The 16,051-nt window shown below is 53.4% G+C and carries 20 protein-coding genes; 11 read left to right on the forward strand and 9 right to left on the reverse strand.

Annotation, left to right across the window (positions count from 1 at the left end; translation table 11 throughout):
* The first annotated feature begins 25 nt into the window (after nt 1-25).
* The 5 genes from ppa (at nt 26) to yihA (ending at nt 3,011) form a co-directional block, all read left to right on the forward strand.
* Nucleotides 26-574 carry an inorganic diphosphatase gene (gene ppa, locus CODIS_RS01455; RefSeq protein ID WP_069120958.1) on the forward strand — a complete coding sequence of 183 codons (549 nt, stop codon included), beginning with the start codon at nt 26-28 and terminating at the stop codon, nt 572-574.
* Nucleotides 575-658: 84 nt separating this feature from the next.
* Nucleotides 659-1,198, forward strand: coding sequence for a metallophosphoesterase family protein (locus CODIS_RS01460; protein ID WP_069120959.1), 540 nt, complete (start codon nt 659-661; stop codon nt 1,196-1,198).
* A 99-nt stretch (nt 1,199-1,297) separates the two neighbouring features.
* Nucleotides 1,298-1,777 (forward strand): cyclic pyranopterin monophosphate synthase MoaC, encoded by a 480-nt coding sequence (gene moaC, locus CODIS_RS01465; RefSeq protein WP_069120960.1) that lies wholly within the window; start codon nt 1,298-1,300, stop codon nt 1,775-1,777.
* 111 nt (nt 1,778-1,888) lie between these two features.
* Nucleotides 1,889-2,344: a bacteriohemerythrin gene (locus tag CODIS_RS01470; protein WP_069120961.1), complete on the forward strand. Its 456-nt coding sequence runs from the start codon at nt 1,889-1,891 to the stop codon at nt 2,342-2,344.
* Nucleotides 2,345-2,387: 43 nt separating this feature from the next.
* The gene (yihA, locus tag CODIS_RS01475) at nt 2,388-3,011 is read left to right on the forward strand and encodes a ribosome biogenesis GTP-binding protein YihA/YsxC (protein ID WP_069120962.1); all 624 of its coding nucleotides are present in this window, start codon (nt 2,388-2,390) and stop codon (nt 3,009-3,011) included.
* A 193-nt stretch (nt 3,012-3,204) separates the two neighbouring features.
* Here yihA and polA read toward each other — a convergent pair whose 3' ends face one another.
* On the reverse strand, nt 3,205-5,907 hold the full coding sequence (gene polA, locus CODIS_RS01480) for a DNA polymerase I (protein WP_069121160.1): 2,703 nt from the start codon (nt 5,905-5,907) through the stop codon (nt 3,205-3,207).
* A 224-nt stretch (nt 5,908-6,131) separates the two neighbouring features.
* On the opposite strand from polA, the gene CODIS_RS01485 reads away from it, so the two are divergent.
* Both CODIS_RS01485 and CODIS_RS01490 read left to right on the forward strand, forming a co-directional pair.
* The gene (locus CODIS_RS01485; RefSeq protein WP_069120963.1) at nt 6,132-6,476 is read left to right on the forward strand and encodes a TusE/DsrC/DsvC family sulfur relay protein; all 345 of its coding nucleotides are present in this window, start codon (nt 6,132-6,134) and stop codon (nt 6,474-6,476) included.
* Nucleotides 6,477-6,662: 186 nt separating this feature from the next.
* Nucleotides 6,663-7,718 carry a GGDEF domain-containing protein gene (locus tag CODIS_RS01490; RefSeq protein WP_069120964.1) on the forward strand — a complete coding sequence of 352 codons (1,056 nt, stop codon included), beginning with the start codon at nt 6,663-6,665 and terminating at the stop codon, nt 7,716-7,718.
* A 5-nt stretch (nt 7,719-7,723) separates the two neighbouring features.
* Here the strand turns inward: CODIS_RS01490 and CODIS_RS01495 are convergent, their stop codons facing one another.
* The 4 genes from CODIS_RS01495 to CODIS_RS01510 form a co-directional block, all read right to left on the reverse strand.
* Complete coding sequence (locus CODIS_RS01495; RefSeq protein ID WP_069120965.1) at nt 7,724-8,197, reverse strand: DUF4124 domain-containing protein; 474 nt, start codon at nt 8,195-8,197, stop codon at nt 7,724-7,726.
* A 280-nt stretch (nt 8,198-8,477) separates the two neighbouring features.
* Complete coding sequence (locus CODIS_RS01500; protein ID WP_069120966.1) at nt 8,478-9,740, reverse strand: ammonium transporter; 1,263 nt, start codon at nt 9,738-9,740, stop codon at nt 8,478-8,480.
* A 30-nt stretch (nt 9,741-9,770) separates the two neighbouring features.
* Entirely contained in the window at nt 9,771-10,109 is a 339-nt protein-coding gene (locus CODIS_RS01505; protein ID WP_069120967.1) for a P-II family nitrogen regulator, read from the reverse strand.
* A gap of 70 nt (nt 10,110-10,179) precedes the next feature.
* Nucleotides 10,180-10,857, reverse strand: a complete 678-nt coding sequence (locus CODIS_RS01510) for a TorF family putative porin (RefSeq protein WP_069120968.1) — start codon at nt 10,855-10,857, stop codon at nt 10,180-10,182.
* A gap of 389 nt (nt 10,858-11,246) precedes the next feature.
* On the opposite strand from CODIS_RS01510, the gene ubiK reads away from it, so the two are divergent.
* A complete protein-coding gene (gene ubiK / locus CODIS_RS01515) occupies nt 11,247-11,492 on the forward strand; it encodes a ubiquinone biosynthesis accessory factor UbiK (RefSeq protein WP_069121161.1) in 246 nt (81 codons plus the stop codon).
* 45 nt (nt 11,493-11,537) lie between these two features.
* Nucleotides 11,538-13,049: a YifB family Mg chelatase-like AAA ATPase gene (locus tag CODIS_RS01520; protein WP_069120969.1), complete on the forward strand. Its 1,512-nt coding sequence runs from the start codon at nt 11,538-11,540 to the stop codon at nt 13,047-13,049.
* A 46-nt stretch (nt 13,050-13,095) separates the two neighbouring features.
* On the opposite strand, the gene CODIS_RS20775 is transcribed toward CODIS_RS01520, so the two are convergent.
* Together CODIS_RS20775 and CODIS_RS01525 are read right to left on the reverse strand one after the other, a co-directional pair.
* Nucleotides 13,096-13,464 carry a hypothetical protein gene (locus CODIS_RS20775; RefSeq protein ID WP_154722969.1) on the reverse strand — a complete coding sequence of 123 codons (369 nt, stop codon included), beginning with the start codon at nt 13,462-13,464 and terminating at the stop codon, nt 13,096-13,098.
* A gap of 104 nt (nt 13,465-13,568) precedes the next feature.
* The gene (locus CODIS_RS01525; protein ID WP_069120970.1) at nt 13,569-14,135 is read right to left on the reverse strand and encodes a type II secretion system protein GspG; all 567 of its coding nucleotides are present in this window, start codon (nt 14,133-14,135) and stop codon (nt 13,569-13,571) included.
* Between the two features lie 134 nt (nt 14,136-14,269).
* On the opposite strand from CODIS_RS01525, the gene CODIS_RS20780 reads away from it, so the two are divergent.
* Both CODIS_RS20780 and CODIS_RS01530 read left to right on the forward strand, forming a co-directional pair.
* Nucleotides 14,270-14,464 carry a hypothetical protein gene (locus tag CODIS_RS20780; protein ID WP_154722970.1) on the forward strand — a complete coding sequence of 65 codons (195 nt, stop codon included), beginning with the start codon at nt 14,270-14,272 and terminating at the stop codon, nt 14,462-14,464.
* Nucleotides 14,465-14,498: 34 nt separating this feature from the next.
* Nucleotides 14,499-14,711 carry a magnesium chelatase subunit ChlI family protein gene (locus CODIS_RS01530; RefSeq protein ID WP_083220493.1) on the forward strand — a complete coding sequence of 71 codons (213 nt, stop codon included), beginning with the start codon at nt 14,499-14,501 and terminating at the stop codon, nt 14,709-14,711.
* Between the two features lie 19 nt (nt 14,712-14,730).
* Here CODIS_RS01530 and CODIS_RS01535 read toward each other — a convergent pair whose 3' ends face one another.
* Both CODIS_RS01535 and CODIS_RS01540 read right to left on the reverse strand, forming a co-directional pair.
* Nucleotides 14,731-15,279, reverse strand: coding sequence for a DJ-1 family glyoxalase III (locus tag CODIS_RS01535; protein ID WP_069120972.1), 549 nt, complete (start codon nt 15,277-15,279; stop codon nt 14,731-14,733).
* Nucleotides 15,207-16,040, reverse strand: a complete 834-nt coding sequence (locus CODIS_RS01540; protein ID WP_069120973.1) for a divergent polysaccharide deacetylase family protein — start codon at nt 16,038-16,040, stop codon at nt 15,207-15,209. The genes CODIS_RS01535 and CODIS_RS01540 overlap by 73 nt, the downstream gene beginning before the upstream one ends.
* Nucleotides 16,041-16,051: the final 11 nt, after the last annotated feature.

Raw genomic sequence — 16,051 nt, forward strand, 5'->3', positions numbered from 1 at the left:
ACGATCAACCGCAAGGGTCTCAAATATGAATCTGGACCGAGTCGCCTCAGGAAACAATATTCCTGATGAAATCAATGTCATTATCGAAATCCCGTCCAACGCCGATCCGGTCAAATATGAGGTGGACAAGGAGACAGGCGCCATGTTTGTCGACCGCATCCTGCGCACCGCCATGCACTATCCGGCCAACTACGGGTATATCCCACACACGCTATCTGACGATGGAGACCCCTGCGACGTGATGGTACCCACCGCTTTCCCGTTGATCCCTGGCTCTGTGATCCGCTGCCGACCGGTAGCCGTTTTGAAAATGACCGATGAATCCGGTGATGACGCCAAGGTCATTGCGGTACCGGCGGATGACGTTTCAAGTCGCTGGAGACATGTCAAATCGGCGGACGACATGCCTGAGGAACTGATGGAACGCATTGCCCACTTCTTCGAACATTACAAGGACCTCGATGAGGGTAAGTGGGTACGTGTTAAGGGCTGGGAAGGTGCCGAGGCCGCCAAAGAGGAGGTCAGCAACTCGGTACAGATGTACAAAGACGCACCGGAAAAACCGAACTTCTAAACCATGAACGGCCGGCCCTTCATGGCTAAGTTTACTCCCCTATATCCCGTATATCCCGGTACTGCAGCGAGGAAGTAGTACGCGATGAAAATCTGCATTCTCTCTGACAGCCACGATCATATTCCCTTGCTGGAAGCCGCTGTTGAGGCGGCCAAGGCCGAGGAGGCGGAAGCTGTTTTGCACTGTGGCGATGTGGTCGCGCCGAGTACGCTACACTGTCTGGACAAGTATGACTTGCCGGTTCATGTCATCCATGGCAACAATAGCGGTGATCTCTATACCCTGGGACGGCTTGCAAGCCGGGATGAGAACAATTTTCACTACCACGGCATGGATGCCGCGGTCGAATTGGCAGGACGTAATATCTTTCTCGTCCACTATCCCCACTACGCAAGAGCCATGGCTGCAACCGGTGACTGGGACCTGGTCTGTTGCGGGCATAGCCATAAATTAAAAATCGAGCAACTCGTGAATATCAAAGGCAGTGTCACCCATTTGGTCAATCCCGGTACGATTGGTGGTGTCGGAAAATCACCGGCAACCTATGTCATGGCAGACCTGGAGAATATGACCTTTGAATCGCGAGAGGTTTCCAAGCAGATTGAGCTTGACGCTGGACAATAGGGCCTGTCGGCGCTGTTTAGCCGGAAAAGCGCCAATCAAGGCCCGAGGAGAGTCGTTTGGTTGTTCAAACTCTGTTGTCCATGAAGGACAGGAGCACTCATGACTGATTTCACTCACTTCAATGCCGCCGGTGAGGCCCATATGGTCAATGTCGGAGACAAACCATCGACCAGGCGCAGGGCCATCACAGAGGGCCGTATCACCATGCAACCCGAAACACTGCGGATGATTTTGGAAGGTAGCCATAAAAAGGGAGACGTGCTCGGTGTCGCACGCATCGCCGGCATTATGGCCGCCAAGAGGGCGCCGGAACTGATTCCCCTATGCCACCCGCTTTCACTGACCAAGGTTGAGATCGACCTTCGTCCAGATGAGAGCGAGAATGCAATCCACTGCCATACCCACGTGGAAAACGTAGGCCAGACCGGTGTTGAAATCGAAGCCTTGTGCGCGACCCAGATCACCCTCCTGACTATCTATGACATGTGCAAGGCCGTTGACAGGGGCATGATAATCAGCGACATTCGGCTGACGGAAAAGAGCGGGGGAAAGTCGGGCGAGTGGAAAAAAACCGACTAAAGTTAAAAACAATCCTGCCGCACTAAGTTGTACGGCTGCGTGATCCCTGTCACAATGCCGGGATTTTCTGTTGTCAAATCAGACATTACTCGCAGGCATAGGGAAGCAGTTATGAGCAAATTCGTAGAATGGTCCGACGCACTCAGTGTCGGCATTGAAGAAATCGATGAACAGCACAAGATGCTCGTCGAGCTCGTCAACAAGATGCATGAAGCCATTCATCAACGCCATGGCAGTGATGTAGTGAAGAGTATCCTGGGTGATCTGGCTGACTACACGAGGATCCATTTTGCGGTTGAAGAGAGCTTGATGCGAATCCTCAACTACCCTGGTTATGAAGACCATAAAGAGATACATGAAGAGCTGCTCCAGTCCGTGGCAGACCTGCAAGAAAAAGTAGCCACCGGCAAGACCGCCATCGGTTTTGAGCTGATGCACTTTCTCAAGACCTGGCTGACCAAGCACATCATGGAAGAGGACATGCAATATAGCGGCTTTTTCCTCAAGGCAGGCGCTCAACCCAGGTTGAGCAAAAAATCCTGGATCCAGCGACTCTGGAGCAGCTGACCCAAACAGCCGCCATGGCATTTCGAGACCTAGTAGCAATGCCATGAATCCCTATTATCACCGGGCCCATTTCCTGAAAAGTGCGGCCCGACTTTCCCAATCCCCGACAGACAGCGGTTTCGAGGTGGCGTTTGCCGGACGCTCCAATGCCGGAAAATCCAGCGCCCTGAACGCCTTATGCGGACAGAAATCTCTGGCACGAACCAGTAAAACACCAGGCAGGACCCAACTTCTGAATTTCTTCTCTTTGGACAGCGACCGTCGGCTGGTAGATCTGCCGGGCTATGGCTATGCCAAGGTCGCGGAATCGATCAAAAAAGAGTGGCAAAAGACACTTGCACACTACATCGAACAACGGCAATGTCTCAGGGGCATGGTTTTATTGATGGATATCCGTCATCCGCTGACAGCGTTCGATCTGCAGATGTTGCAATGGAATACCTACCATGGCCTGCCGACACACATCCTCCTGACCAAGGCCGACAAACTCAAGACCGGCGCTGCCAAAAACACCCTGTTGAAGGTCAAAAAGGAGCTCGGTGATCGCCCGGAGATCTCAATCCAACGCTTCTCCGCATTGAAAAAACAGGGCATTGACGAGTGCCACCGGGTGCTGGACCTGTGGTTCGAACTGGAACCGGACTCGAACACAAACCCATCCCCCTGACCGCAACCTGCTGGTCGCTGACTGCTGGCCGCTGGCCGCTAAAAAAAAGAAAGCCCCATCAGCCTAAGGGGAGAGACTGACGGGGCCGGATCTTCCCGGATGGGGTCACCGGGAAGGATGGGTCGCAAAGGGAGGAAAAGCGACCCTCGTCGTACGACTTACAGCTAGATAGACTGGTGAATTTATATAAAGTTCAATGCGCCTGATCCCAGTTTTCGCCGACCCCGACATCCACCAGTAAGGGCACTGCCAAACTGGCCGCCGTCTCCATAAAATTCGCAATAATGCCTTTTGCTTCAGTGACATAGGATTCTTCGACTTCCAGCACCAGCTCATCATGAACCTGCATAAGAAGTCGCGCGGGCGGTGTACTGGCCAGTATCCAAGCGTCTACAGCCAACATGGCGCGTTTGATGATATCAGCCGCACTCCCCTGCATCGGCGCATTGATCGCCGTACGCTCCGCCGCCGTCCTGCGTTGATGATTTTTTGCGTTGATATCAGGCAGGTAAAGACGGCGGCCGAAAAGGGTCTCGACATAACCCTGATCATGGGCCAGTTCACGCGTCCGATCCATGAATGCCTGCACGCCGGGGTAGCGTTTGAAATAGAGATCCACATAGGCCTGGGCCGCGTTTCTCTCAATACCCAACTGACGCGCCAGACCAAATGCTGACATACCATAGATCAAACCGAAGTTGATCGCCTTGGCAGAGCGTCGCTGTTCCGTTGTCACACGGTCCAGCGGCTCTTCGAAAACCTCCGCCGCAGTAGCCCGATGGATATCCATGCCTTCGGAAAATGCTCGCAGAAGCCCTTCATCCCCTGACAGATGGGCCATGATCCTCAATTCTATCTGGGAGTAATCCGCTGCCAGCATCTTCCAGCCCGGTTGCGCTACAAATGCCCGGCGAATGCGCCTGCCAGCCTCTGTGCGTACGGGAATATTCTGCAGGTTGGGGTCGGTGGAGGAGAGTCGTCCTGTTGCCGCCACCGCCTGGTGGTATGAGGTATGTACTCGTCCGGTCTGCGGATTGACCATTTCAGGCAGTTTGTCCGTATAGGTCGATTTGAGCTTGGAGAGACCGCGATGCTCCAGAATCACTGCCGGCAGCTCATGCCCCTGTTCCGCCAATTCGACCAACACCGATTCCGCCGTTGAGGGCGCCCCCTTGGGTGTCTTTGTAATCACCGGGAGTGCCAGTTCGGTGAAGAAGACCTCCCCAATCTGCTTCGGTGAACCCAAATTGAAACTATGGCCGGCAAGGGAATAGGCCTTCTGTTCGAGTTGGTGCATACTGCTTGCCAACTCATCGCTCTGCTTACGCAGCATACTGCTGTCGATAGCCACACCGGTTCGCTCCATCCTCGACAACACCGGAATCAACGCCACCTCAAGTTCCGTCAATAATGATGTTAGTAAAGGCTCACTTTCGAATTTCGGCCAGAAATAATTATGCAGGCGAAGGGTAATATCCGCATCTTCAGCCGCATATGGGGCGGCTAACTCCAGATCAATTTGATTAAAGGTCAACTGCTTCTTGCCTTTGCCGGCTATCGTCTCAAAGTGGATTGTCTCATGTTGCAGATAGCGCTTGGCCATGGAGTCCATGTCATGCCGTGTAGCTGTGGAATCGAGCACGTAGGATTCGAGCATGGTGTCATACGCGATGCCGTGCATATCGACGCCGTAACGGGCCAATACACTCATATCGTATTTCAGGTTTTGACCCACCTTTTTCAGTTTTGGATTCTCTAACAGCGGCTTCATGTAAGTAAGCACTAACTCACGTGGCAGCTGAGTTGGCGCACCCGGATAGTCGTGACCAACAGGGACATACGCTGCCTCGCCAGGGCGTACCGCAAATGAGAGCCCGACCAGTTCGGCCTGCATATAGTCGAGACTGGTGGTTTCCGTATCGAAGGCGAACAAGCCATGGGCCTCCAGCTGCGCGATCCATCTTTTCAACGCCGGCTCACTCAAGACTGTCTCATAGTTTACAGCGGTCTGTTCCGCTGCCTGCTGTGGCTCATCCGTTTCCACGTCATCCAGGGTTGCGAGCAGGCGGTTCGATCCCATCCATTGATAGTGACGCCGTAATTCAGCACTGTCCTGCTCAACCGGTCGGTAATCAGTTGGACTCATTTCAAGGCTGACATCGAGCTTTATGGTTGCCAGTTCACGGGAGAGCGGCAATTGTGTCAGACTGGCGCGCAGATTCTCGCCGATCTTACCCTTGATCTCATCCGCATGAGCGATCAGATTATCCAGGGTGCCGTAGATATTCAGCCACTTTGCCGCGGTTTTAGGACCACACTTCGGAACACCCGGTATATTATCAACCGTGTCACCTACCAGGGCCAGGTAGTCAATAATCTGGTCGGGCCTGACACCGAACTTGTCCAATACCCCCGCCATATCGGTGGTGGTCTCTGACATGGTGTTGATCAGCGTGACGCGTTCATTCACCAGCTGTGCCATATCCTTGTCGCCGGTGGAAATCATAGTCTCTATCCCCTGTTCCGTGGCCTGTCGCGCCAAGGTGCCGATCACATCGTCCGCCTCGACCCCAGGTACCACCAGCATCGGCAAGCCCATCGCCCGAATGATCGCATGCAGAGGCTCTATCTGATCGCGCAGATCGTCCGGCATAGGGGGGCGATTGGCCTTATACTCCGGATAAATCTCATTTCTGAAACTGCCGCCGGGTGCATCGAATACGACCACCATATAGTCGGGATCAAAATCGCTGATCAACCGACGCAGCATGTTCAGTACGCCGACAATCGCACCTGTTGGTTCACCTTGCGAGTTACTGAGGTCGGGCAGGGCATGATAGGCGCGAAACAGGTAGGAGGAGCCATCGACCAGGACAAATTGGGATGATTTAGACATAAGCAGCGGAAAATCCATATAAAATTTTGCTTGAAGATAGTAGCTAAATCAGACCCTTTTGTCGCCAGTTTCACAAACCTGCCGTGTGACCGCACTATGTCCTACTATTTTTCTTGGTTTTTCCGAAAATCTGATCTATCTTTTTAGAGCATGGACTCAATCGAGCCCCTAAAACTATAAATGCATGAAGCTAAAACGAACGACCATCACCACTGGAGACGACCATGCCCGAAATGAACCCAATGGCTGTCGAGAACAGCAACACACCGGAAGGTTTCGATGAGTGGACCGAAGAGCAGGCGATTGCCTTGGCTTCGGAAGAGAATATCGAGTTAACTGATGCGCATTGGGAGATAATCCATTTCCTGCGCCACCACTGCGAAGAACATGGCACCACCTGCAGCGCCAGACTGGTGCTTAAGGCGATGACAACACAAGTCAAGGATCGAGGCGGCAAAAGATATCTCTATACGCTCTTTCCAAGGGGCCCGGTAGTCCAAGCGTGTAAGATTGCCGGTATTCCACTGCCACCCTACTCACTGGACCTTTCATTCGGCAGTGTGCACTGACAAAATTCTCAACACCTAAGCTTACAAGGGGCGACCAGCCCCTTTTTTAATGCCAATCCGTTAACACTACCTGCCATATATTCCTCAAGATGTGGCCGTTTCGGTCGCAAACGAGGGAAACCGAAAGATCCGGAAAGATAATCTCCACCAATAATCAGGGACAATAATAAGTCGGTACAGATTACCATGCTCAATTCACACTGCTTCAGATTGGATGCAGCGGATGAGGCCAATGAATGGCATACCCAGGCAACGGACCTGCTGATTCGTTACAACATTCCCATTACACCTGTCTGTTACCATGTTGCCTATGAGTATGTCACTCAGCGTCATGGTGAATTAACACGAATAATCGATGCCCAGCTCAACAAAACCGGCCATCTGGACAGCCATTTTCTGTTTCATTTGTTTGAAAATCTCTGCCTCGAGGGCGCTGAAAACGACAAGCTGGACGACCACCTGGCTGACCTGCACAATCTACTATTCAAGGTTCTCGAAGGAGTGACAAACAACTGTAGCCAAACCGATCTCTTCAGCGAGACCCTGCTAAATCAGAGCCATGCATTGGATGCCAATCCCAGTCTCGAAGATCTGCGCGGCATAGCACAGACCTTGATGCAGGCCACCACACAAGCGATGCAAAACAATCGTATGTTGCAAGACCACCTCGAGTCGGCCGAAGAGCAGAGTCTGTCACTGCAATCCGAAGTGAAAAAGCTACGCGATGAGATATCCACTGACGCGCTGACAGGATTGTTCAATCGGCGTGCGCTCAACAAACGTATGCACGAACTGGTCGAGGCGCACAACGGTGCATCCACCCCTTTTTCCATACTGATGCTCGATATTGACCATTTCAAACGGTTCAATGACAACTTCGGCCATGTGATCGGGGATGAAGTTATTCGCCGTGTCGGACTGATCATGAGAGACCAGTTGCGGGATGTGGACTTTCCCGCGCGCTATGGTGGAGAGGAGTTTACCGTGCTTCTGCCGGGAACGGATATCACCCATGCAATAAGCATCGCCGAAACGATCCACCAGTCGGTTGCTAAACTGATACTGATTAAGAGAAGCACCAAAGAGAAACTGCCATCGGTTACGGTTTCGGTGGGCGCTGCCAGCTGTCGCAGGGGAGACAGTCCCGAGACCCTGCTCGAACGTGCCGATCAGGCCCTCTACCAGGCCAAAGAGGAGGGGAGAAACCGGATTGTCAGCGAGGCGGAAATCACCTATATGTAACCCCTTCACCGACACCAGCGCGTGATATCGGCTTTAAGCCGTTTTATATGCCGCGCACGCTCTTGCTCGCTCAGATAACGCCGCTCACCGTCATTGCCTAAATTATAGATACCTGTCGCCCGAAGATGGGAATTGTAGCGGTCTTTGGCGCGCACGCAGTTCTGCTTGCGTCTTTTCCGCTCAGCCAGTTGCTTCTGCTTTGCCTCTTTCTTCTCCGCACGCTCCTCTGCATAGACATCCAGCATGCGCCGCATCTCCATCTGCCTGTCATGTTGTCCCGCCGCTGGCTGGGGACTCTCCTGTTCCCTGATCCTTATCTCTGTGGATTCCCCCGTCACCGGCCGGTCACTGAAGTGCACACGACCCTGCTCATCCACCCATTTATAGACCTCCGCCTGCAGTTGTAAGCCCGCCATCAACAGTACAAACAGCAGAGATTGCGTAAACAGCCGTGGTAATTTACTTGTTGTATCCAACATCTGAGCAGCTCCTTGCAGATATATCTATCACCCTCGTGTCTTTACCGTTCCGCTTGTGGCGCGTACTGGCTAATTCACCGGCTTAGGGCCAGTCTACCTCAATGATGACATCTATCGTAATGAATGGCTCGGTCTGAATTGAGCATTTGTGAATGGGGATTATACCCCTCCATATACGGCTTTCTGAACTGAATTTGATCAGCGGGATGATGGGAACTGAACCGGATATAAAAAAAGGGCGCCGAAGCGCCCTTAAAGGGAGGATCATCCAACAGATGTATTACAGACCTGAACCCCGGTTTCCGGTGAACTCAGGATAGGCCTCCAGTCCACACTCGCCGAGATCGACACCTTCGTACTCTTCCTCTTCGCTGACCCTGATACCCATCACAATTTTAAGGATCAGCCATACCACGAGGCTGGCGACGAACGTCCAGGCAAAGATTACTCCCAAACCGAGTAACTGCGGTCCGATTGAGGCATCGCTATTGGTCAGAGGAACCGCAATCAAGCCCCACATGCCGACCACGCCATGCACCGAAATAGCACCCACCGGGTCGTCGATCTTGATCTTGTCCATTGTGATGATGGAGAAGACCACAAGCAGGCCGCCAACAGCGCCGATCAGGGTTGCTTCCAAAGGAACCGGTGTCAACGGCTCGGCCGTGATTGCCACCAGACCTGCCAACGCACCGTTGAGCGCCATGGTCAGATCCGCTTTACCAAACAGCGCACGTGCGGTAAGCAGCGCCGCCACTACGCCGCCGGCTGCGGCTGCATTGGTGTTGACGAAAACTGCGGCGACAGCATTGGCTTCGCCGATATCTGAGATCTTCAGCTCGGATCCACCATTGAAGCCAAACCAACCCAGCCACAGGATGAATGTACCCAACGTGGCCAATGGCAGGTTGGCACCGGGTATGGCATTGACTCGACCATCGGCAGTGTACTTGCCTTTACGGGCTCCCAGCAGAATGACGCCCGCCAGGGCTGCTGCTGCGCCACAGAGGTGTACCACGCCAGAACCGGCAAAATCGCTGAAACCGGCAGCATCCAGAAAACCGCCGCCCCATTTCCAGTAACCCTGCAGCGGATAGATGACACCGGTCATTACCACGGCAAACAGCAGGAAGGCCCAGAGCTTCATCCGCTCGGCCACGGCGCCGGAAACGATGGACATGGCGGTGGCGACGAAGACCACCTGGAAAAAGAAGTCTGACATACCGGAATAGTAGGTCTCGCCATTGCTGGCCAGCACATCTTCGACACTGTTGTCGCCACCGAACATAAAGCCCAGGTCGAGCGCCGGAAAATAGCCGTTGCCGTCCCCCGGGTACATGATGTTGTAGCCCATCAACATATACATAATGCAGGCGATGGCGAACAGGGCGACGTTCTTGGTCAGGATTTCAGCGGTATTCTTGGCTCGCACCAGACCGGCCTCGAGCATGGCGAAACCAGCCGCCATCCACATGACAAGCGCGCCGGATACCAGAAAGTAGAAGGTATCCAGTGCGTAACTGAGTTGTGTAATCGCTTCCACGATACTCTCCAAATAAATGTTGCTAGTGAGTTACAGCGCTTCGGGACCGGTTTCACCGGTACGCACACGAACGACCTGTTCCACGTCAGTGACGAAGATCTTGCCGTCACCGATCTTGCCGGTCTTGGCGGCATTGGAAATCGCTTCCACCACCTGATCGACAATGTCGTTATCGACGGCGATTTCGACCTTGATCTTGGGTAGAAAATCGACCACGTACTCTGCACCGCGGTAGAGTTCGGTGTGTCCCTTCTGACGCCCAAAACCCTTGACCTCGGTGACCGTGATACCCGCCACGCCCACTTCGGACAAAGCTTCGCGGACATCATCAAGCTTGAACGGCTTAATGATTGCTGAAACCATTTTCATCTGATTGCTCCTCGTTCAGCCCGTCACTGAACGGGCTGTACATCAAATAGTTAACTCAAGCCGATTTGTCTCAGAAGCCTTTGCTCCAAGAGATGAAGAAACGCATATCGGAGTCTTCACCGGCAGCGTCCGTGTCATCGAGATCGGTGTCAGAGACGCTCAGGGTAACGTCGCCGAAATCACCGGTGGCCTTGGTCAGGTCGACCTGATAGTGGGTGTAGTCCTCTAAATCATCATCGCCATCGCCATCCGGTTCGACGAAACCGACCGTCAGGCCGATGGAGAAGTCCTGCGGCAGGTCAAAGCTGGCGCCCAGATAGTAGTAGAGATCCTCTTCGATAACCTCGACCGCATCCTCCGCAGAGAAGACATAGTTGAGACCGGCGGTGAGAAACTGCCAGCTGCCACTCACGGCAAGCTCGGTGAAATCAGATTCTGCGTCGCTTGAATAGGCGTAATGGATCAGGCCGACATCATAGCCGAAGTCGCCCACCTCGCCGGCGTAACCGCCATACAGGTCGAGCTCATAATCGTCCCAGGCCTCAGACAGCCAGGTACCCGCATAGAGACCCGACTCGCCAGACCAATCGAAGCCACCGGACAATGCGGTGGTGTTGTCGGTCTGGGTCAACCCGCGCCAGATGTAGTTACTGGTAACACCGATATTGGTGCTGACTTCCGCCGCAGCGATGGACGATAGCCCTAACATCGCAACGCCACAGGCTTGGGCAAGACGGTTCATCTTCATCGTTATACTTCCTCTTAATCAATTAGAAACATGGGTTAATCAGTTAACTCGACTCATAGCTTGACGAGGCGAAACTACTGCTGTCTTTTCAGACTTCGTGCCAACTTTTCCAACCTGTTGAAATTGCAGGAAATACCCAATAATTGGTAGGCATGATGCTGACCGGTTCACATGGCCGTGCATGGTTTGTGATCACAACCGATCCCCTTGCACCAGACCTGTGCACCGGCTTGGTGCGAAATGGCCGGATCGATATATCTGCGGGTGGATCGATGAACCAGCGCTGTTCCATCTATCAATCCTGCAAGGGGAATTTCGCCACAAAGATTATCCGGAACCGCGTCCTCTTTCGCTGGACAAAGGGGTCGTCACTGGCTATTGTCTGCCGCATGATTGATCCGAAACTTATCGATGAACTGACGACCCGGCTTTCGGCGACAATGCCCAGCGGTATCCAGGCATTACAGGCCGATGTGGCAAAAAACATACGCGCCACCCTGGAGTCCGGACTTGCCAAGCTCGACCTGGTGACCCGCGAGGAGTTTGAGGTTCAGCAGGCGGTTCTGGCACGTACACGTGAGAAGCTTGAGCGGCTGGAGATACAGATCAAGGAACTGGAAGATAAAACCGGCTAGCGCTTCATCAGCATCGGATCGAACGCTATTCCAAGGAAGGAATCTATGTCACTCGCCATTCTCTATTCCCGCGCTCAAGAGGGCGTACAAGCACCCCTGGTCACCGTGGAAGTCCATCTCTCCAACGGCCTTCCGGGCCTCTCCATCGTCGGTTTGCCCGAAATGGCGGTGCGTGAGAGTAAAGACCGGGTCAGAGGGGCACTGATCAACAGCCAGTTTGAGTTTCCCGCCCGGCGCATCACCATCAATTTGGCGCCTGCCGATCTGCCGAAAGAGGGGGGGCGATTCGATCTGCCCATTGCCCTCGGCATCCTGGCCGCCTCGAATCAATTGACGATGGACCCCTTGAGCCACTATGAGTTCAGCGGCGAGCTTGCCCTGTCCGGCGAACTGCGCCCGATCAGCGGCATACTGCCTGCAGCGCTCACCGCGCGCGACGCCGGGCGCTCCCTGATCCTGCCGCAACAGAATGCCGGTGAAGCGGGACTGGTCAACGGACTCCAGTGCTATCCGGCCAGCCACCTCCTCGAAGTCTGTTCACACCTCAACAGTGTCAACCCGTTGGCACAATACAAAAGCACGCACGGTATCGAGGCGAGTGAAAAGAGCCGACTCGATATGGCCGATGTCTACGGACAGAGTCATGCCCGGCGCGCCCTGGAGATCAGCGCCGCCGGTGCCCACTCACTGCTCTATATCGGTCCGCCCGGCACTGGCAAGTCGATGCTTGCCTCCCGCCTGCCGGGAATCCTGCCCCCTATGAGCGAGGAGGAGGCGCTGGAGTCCGCAGCCATTCACTCGGTGGCCAACAACAGGGCTTTCCAACCCGCCCAGTGGCGTCAAAGACCCTTCCGCGCCCCCCATCACACGGCCTCGGCGGCGGCCCTGGTCGGCGGCGGCAGCAATCCGAAACCCGGCGAAATCTCCTTGGCGCACCGCGGCGTGCTGTTCCTGGACGAACTCCCCGAATTCGATCGGCATACCCTGGAGGTATTGCGCGAACCCCTGGAAAATGGTCGCATCACCATCTCCCGCGCCAACCGCCAGGTCGACTACCCGTCAAGGTTTCAGCTGATCGCGGCGATGAACCCCTGTCCTTGCGGCCACCTGGGAGACGGCAGCAACCGCTGTCACTGTACTCTCGACCGCATCACTCGCTACCGCATGCGCATCTCGGGTCCCCTGCTGGATCGCATCGACATGCATGTGGAGGTGCCCAGGCAGCCGCTGCAGATCAACCGTCAATCGCCGCAGAGACAAGAGGAGTCGAGCGAGACCATTCGCCGCCGGGTCATCGATGCCCGCGAAATACAACTCGACCGGCAGGGCTGCACCAACCAGGTCCTGCAAGGCGTGCATATCGAACAGGTGGCCGCCCCGGATAAAGCGGGCAACGAGCTTTTACACCGGGCCATCGAAAAGCTGGGGCTGTCTATGCGGGCCTACCACCGCATCCTCAAGGTGGCGCGTACCATCGCCGACCTGGAGGCGAGCCCTAAGGTGGAGACAGCGCATATCAGTGAGGCGATTGGATATCGGCGTTTGGACAGGAGCTAACTCAGTAGCTTTATAAAGACTGTCTTGAAAACACTTCGTGTTTAAGCTAATTGGATTGAATTAAAGGCTCCCATCTAGCAGAATTTTCTGGTAATTCAGATTTACCTAATTTCCAACACAAACTTAAAGTATCCTTCAAATTGTTGTTACTATCTAAAATTACTTTTTCGAGTTTTGAAAAATACGCTTCAAAGTGATACTCGAGAAGATGCTCTAAAAGGCAAGTTGCCACGGCAGTCCTTAGGTCCTCATCACTGCTAGATCCGTGTTTCAATATAATAGGCCACACATGATCTGGGAGGTACATTGCATAGTCTGTAAGTGTCGCCGCAGCACTCCAACGCACATCGTTATCAGTTTGCCGTTCTAATTCAGGTAGCAAGTTTAGATCACAAATACTGTGAGAATTTGTCATAACGCATCTTCTGTTTCAGACCATTTTTTTATCGAAAGAAGATTTATCGGGTCTTCCCAACTACTATTATTTATATTAAATATTTTTCTATAAATCGTAAATGATTACCGAATAGAACTACTGGCACTTTTATCCTTTACCCTTAGCATGATGTGGGCGCCAATTAAAAATATCAACGCCAATAATATAATCGTGATCGTGATTAGCATAGTTACGATAAAGACCCGATAAGCATAATCCCTTGATGTCAAACAGTCATTGTATAATTCACAACTATATTGCTTATCCTCTATCACTACGTCATCTCCCTTACCTTCATTATCTACTGCATCTGGGCCGGCGGAATATATTTCGAATTTCTTCCCGTCTTCAATAATATTATAGACATAGTTGTTCCCCCAGTAGTCTCGTGGCAGCCGGTTTAGATAACGTTTCTGATTAGAATCATTCTTTTGCTTAGCATTGTTAGCTAAACTAATGAGTCCCTCTTCCGCACTTGGAAGTTGTTTATGGTCTTGCCAATATTCATTGACAGCATCCTTCAAATATCTTATATCGCTCTTGCTTTTTCCTAACCAATACCCATGACTATCTACATTCGGCATAGTTGCCACCATTCCAATTATTGAGACAATTAATATCGGTAGTAACCATTTAAAATATTTTTTCATAAGTATAAACTCGTATGAAGGTCATACAGGCTACGCCAATAACCATCAGTTAAATAGGACATCCACCCTAAATTTGCCAAAAACAAACCAATATGGCGATCTCTCGTTAGTCCTCGATATCAAGGAGCGATATCATGCCCAAGCCAAGGAAAGTCCAGGTATCAATGGAAACCACCCCTTATTACCGCTGCGTCTCCCACTGTGTTCGTCTCGCCTTTCACTGCTGCGTTGATTCACATACCGGCAAGAGCTATGAACATCGGCGCCAGTGGATCGTCGATTGGATGAAATTGTTGGCGGAGATCTTTGCTATCGACATCTGTGCCTAAGCAGTTGCATAAATAGGACCCCCACTCTTAATTTCTGCTGGAATTGGACATCGTGAAGTTTTTCACGCCGGACAAGCAGGGCAACGCACTACTGCACCGGGCCATCGAAAAACTTGGTCTGTCGATGCGCGCCTACCACCGTATCTTGAAGGTGGCGCGCACTATCGCCGACCTGGAGGCGAGCCCGGAGGTGGAGACCCCGCATATCAGCGAGGCCATAGGTTATCGACGTCTGGACAGAAGCTAAGCGTGGATAACGGTAAAAGTCAGCGCACCAGCCCTTGCTCTACCTGGTCTCTGGTTTCCCGGCCGCTCAGTTGCTCGATCAGCTCCAGGGCGAAATCCATTGCCGTGCCCGGCCCCCGGGAAGTGATCACCCGGTCGTCGCTGATGACCCGTTCAAGCTGTACATCGACCTGGGGCAGATCCATATTGTCCAGCACCCCCGGATAGCTGGTCGCTCGCCGTCCCTGCAACAGGCCGGCGCCGGCCAGCACCTTGGGTGCGGCACAGATTGCGGCGGTGAACTTGCCTTGTTGATTGAGGCGTTTCAGCATCTCATGGATGCGGGGATCCGCATCGAGGTAGTCGGCGCCAGGCAGGCCGCCGGGCAACACCATCATATCGAACGCCTGATCCATGACGGCATCGAGGGTGGTATCCGGCACCAGGGTGATGCCTCTCGAGGCCTTCACCGGCCCGTCTTTAAGGCCGGCGGTAACCACCTCGATATCGGCCCGTGTCAGTAGATCTGTGATGGTGACTGCTTCGAGCTCTTCGCATCCTTCGGCAAGGGGGACGAGTACGCGTGCCATAGTGGCCTCCCGCTATTGATCAGTTCAGAGACAGGTACCAGCTCAACACCCTGTCGTTTTAGTTTAGGCAACTCTTCTTGAAGTACGCTCAGGGTTTGAGGGTAGGGATGGGCAATACCGATCGCATGACCCTGAGAGCGCGCCTTGAACAATAATTGTTCCAACTGACGCCTGATTTCGGCCTCTTTCGGTGTATTGTCGAGAAACACGTGCCGTCGTGAAGCGGCAATCAGATTTTTACCGGCAACGCGTTCAGCGACTGTGGCGTCGGTGGTTCGACTATCGATGAAATAGAGCCCGCTGGCGCGCAACTCGCTCATCAGCCAGCGCATCGCCGTGGGATCCCTGGTCAACAGGCTTCCCATATGGTTGTTGACCCCTGCGACATAGGGAACGGACGCAATATTGCGTTGCAGGGTATGGATGAATCGCTCCCTCGACATAGCCAGGGTCAGTGCCCCATTGCCCAAGGGATTGCCGTTGTCCGATTCCATGGGCTGGTGCAGCATGACCTCTTTATTCGAGGCGTGCGCCTTGCTCGCCAGCTGCCAGGCAAAAGGGGTTTGCGGCAGAAAGGAGTAGGTCACCGCCCCCGGCAGGGCCAGCGCGCGCTCCCCCGCATCCTTCTGGTTTCCCAGGTCGTCGATGATCAGGGCTATCTTCACCGGGTTCGGTGATGCGGTATCGCCCTCATCCGCCATACCGACCGATGTGGTTGCAAACAGGCATATCGAGCAGATCAGTAAACCAAGGCGATGCATCGCTGGCCTTT

The sequence above is a fragment of the Candidatus Thiodiazotropha endolucinida genome, assembly GCF_001715975.1.
In the GTDB taxonomy this organism is placed as follows: Bacteria; Pseudomonadota; Gammaproteobacteria; order Chromatiales; family Chromatiaceae; genus Thiodiazotropha; species Thiodiazotropha endolucinida.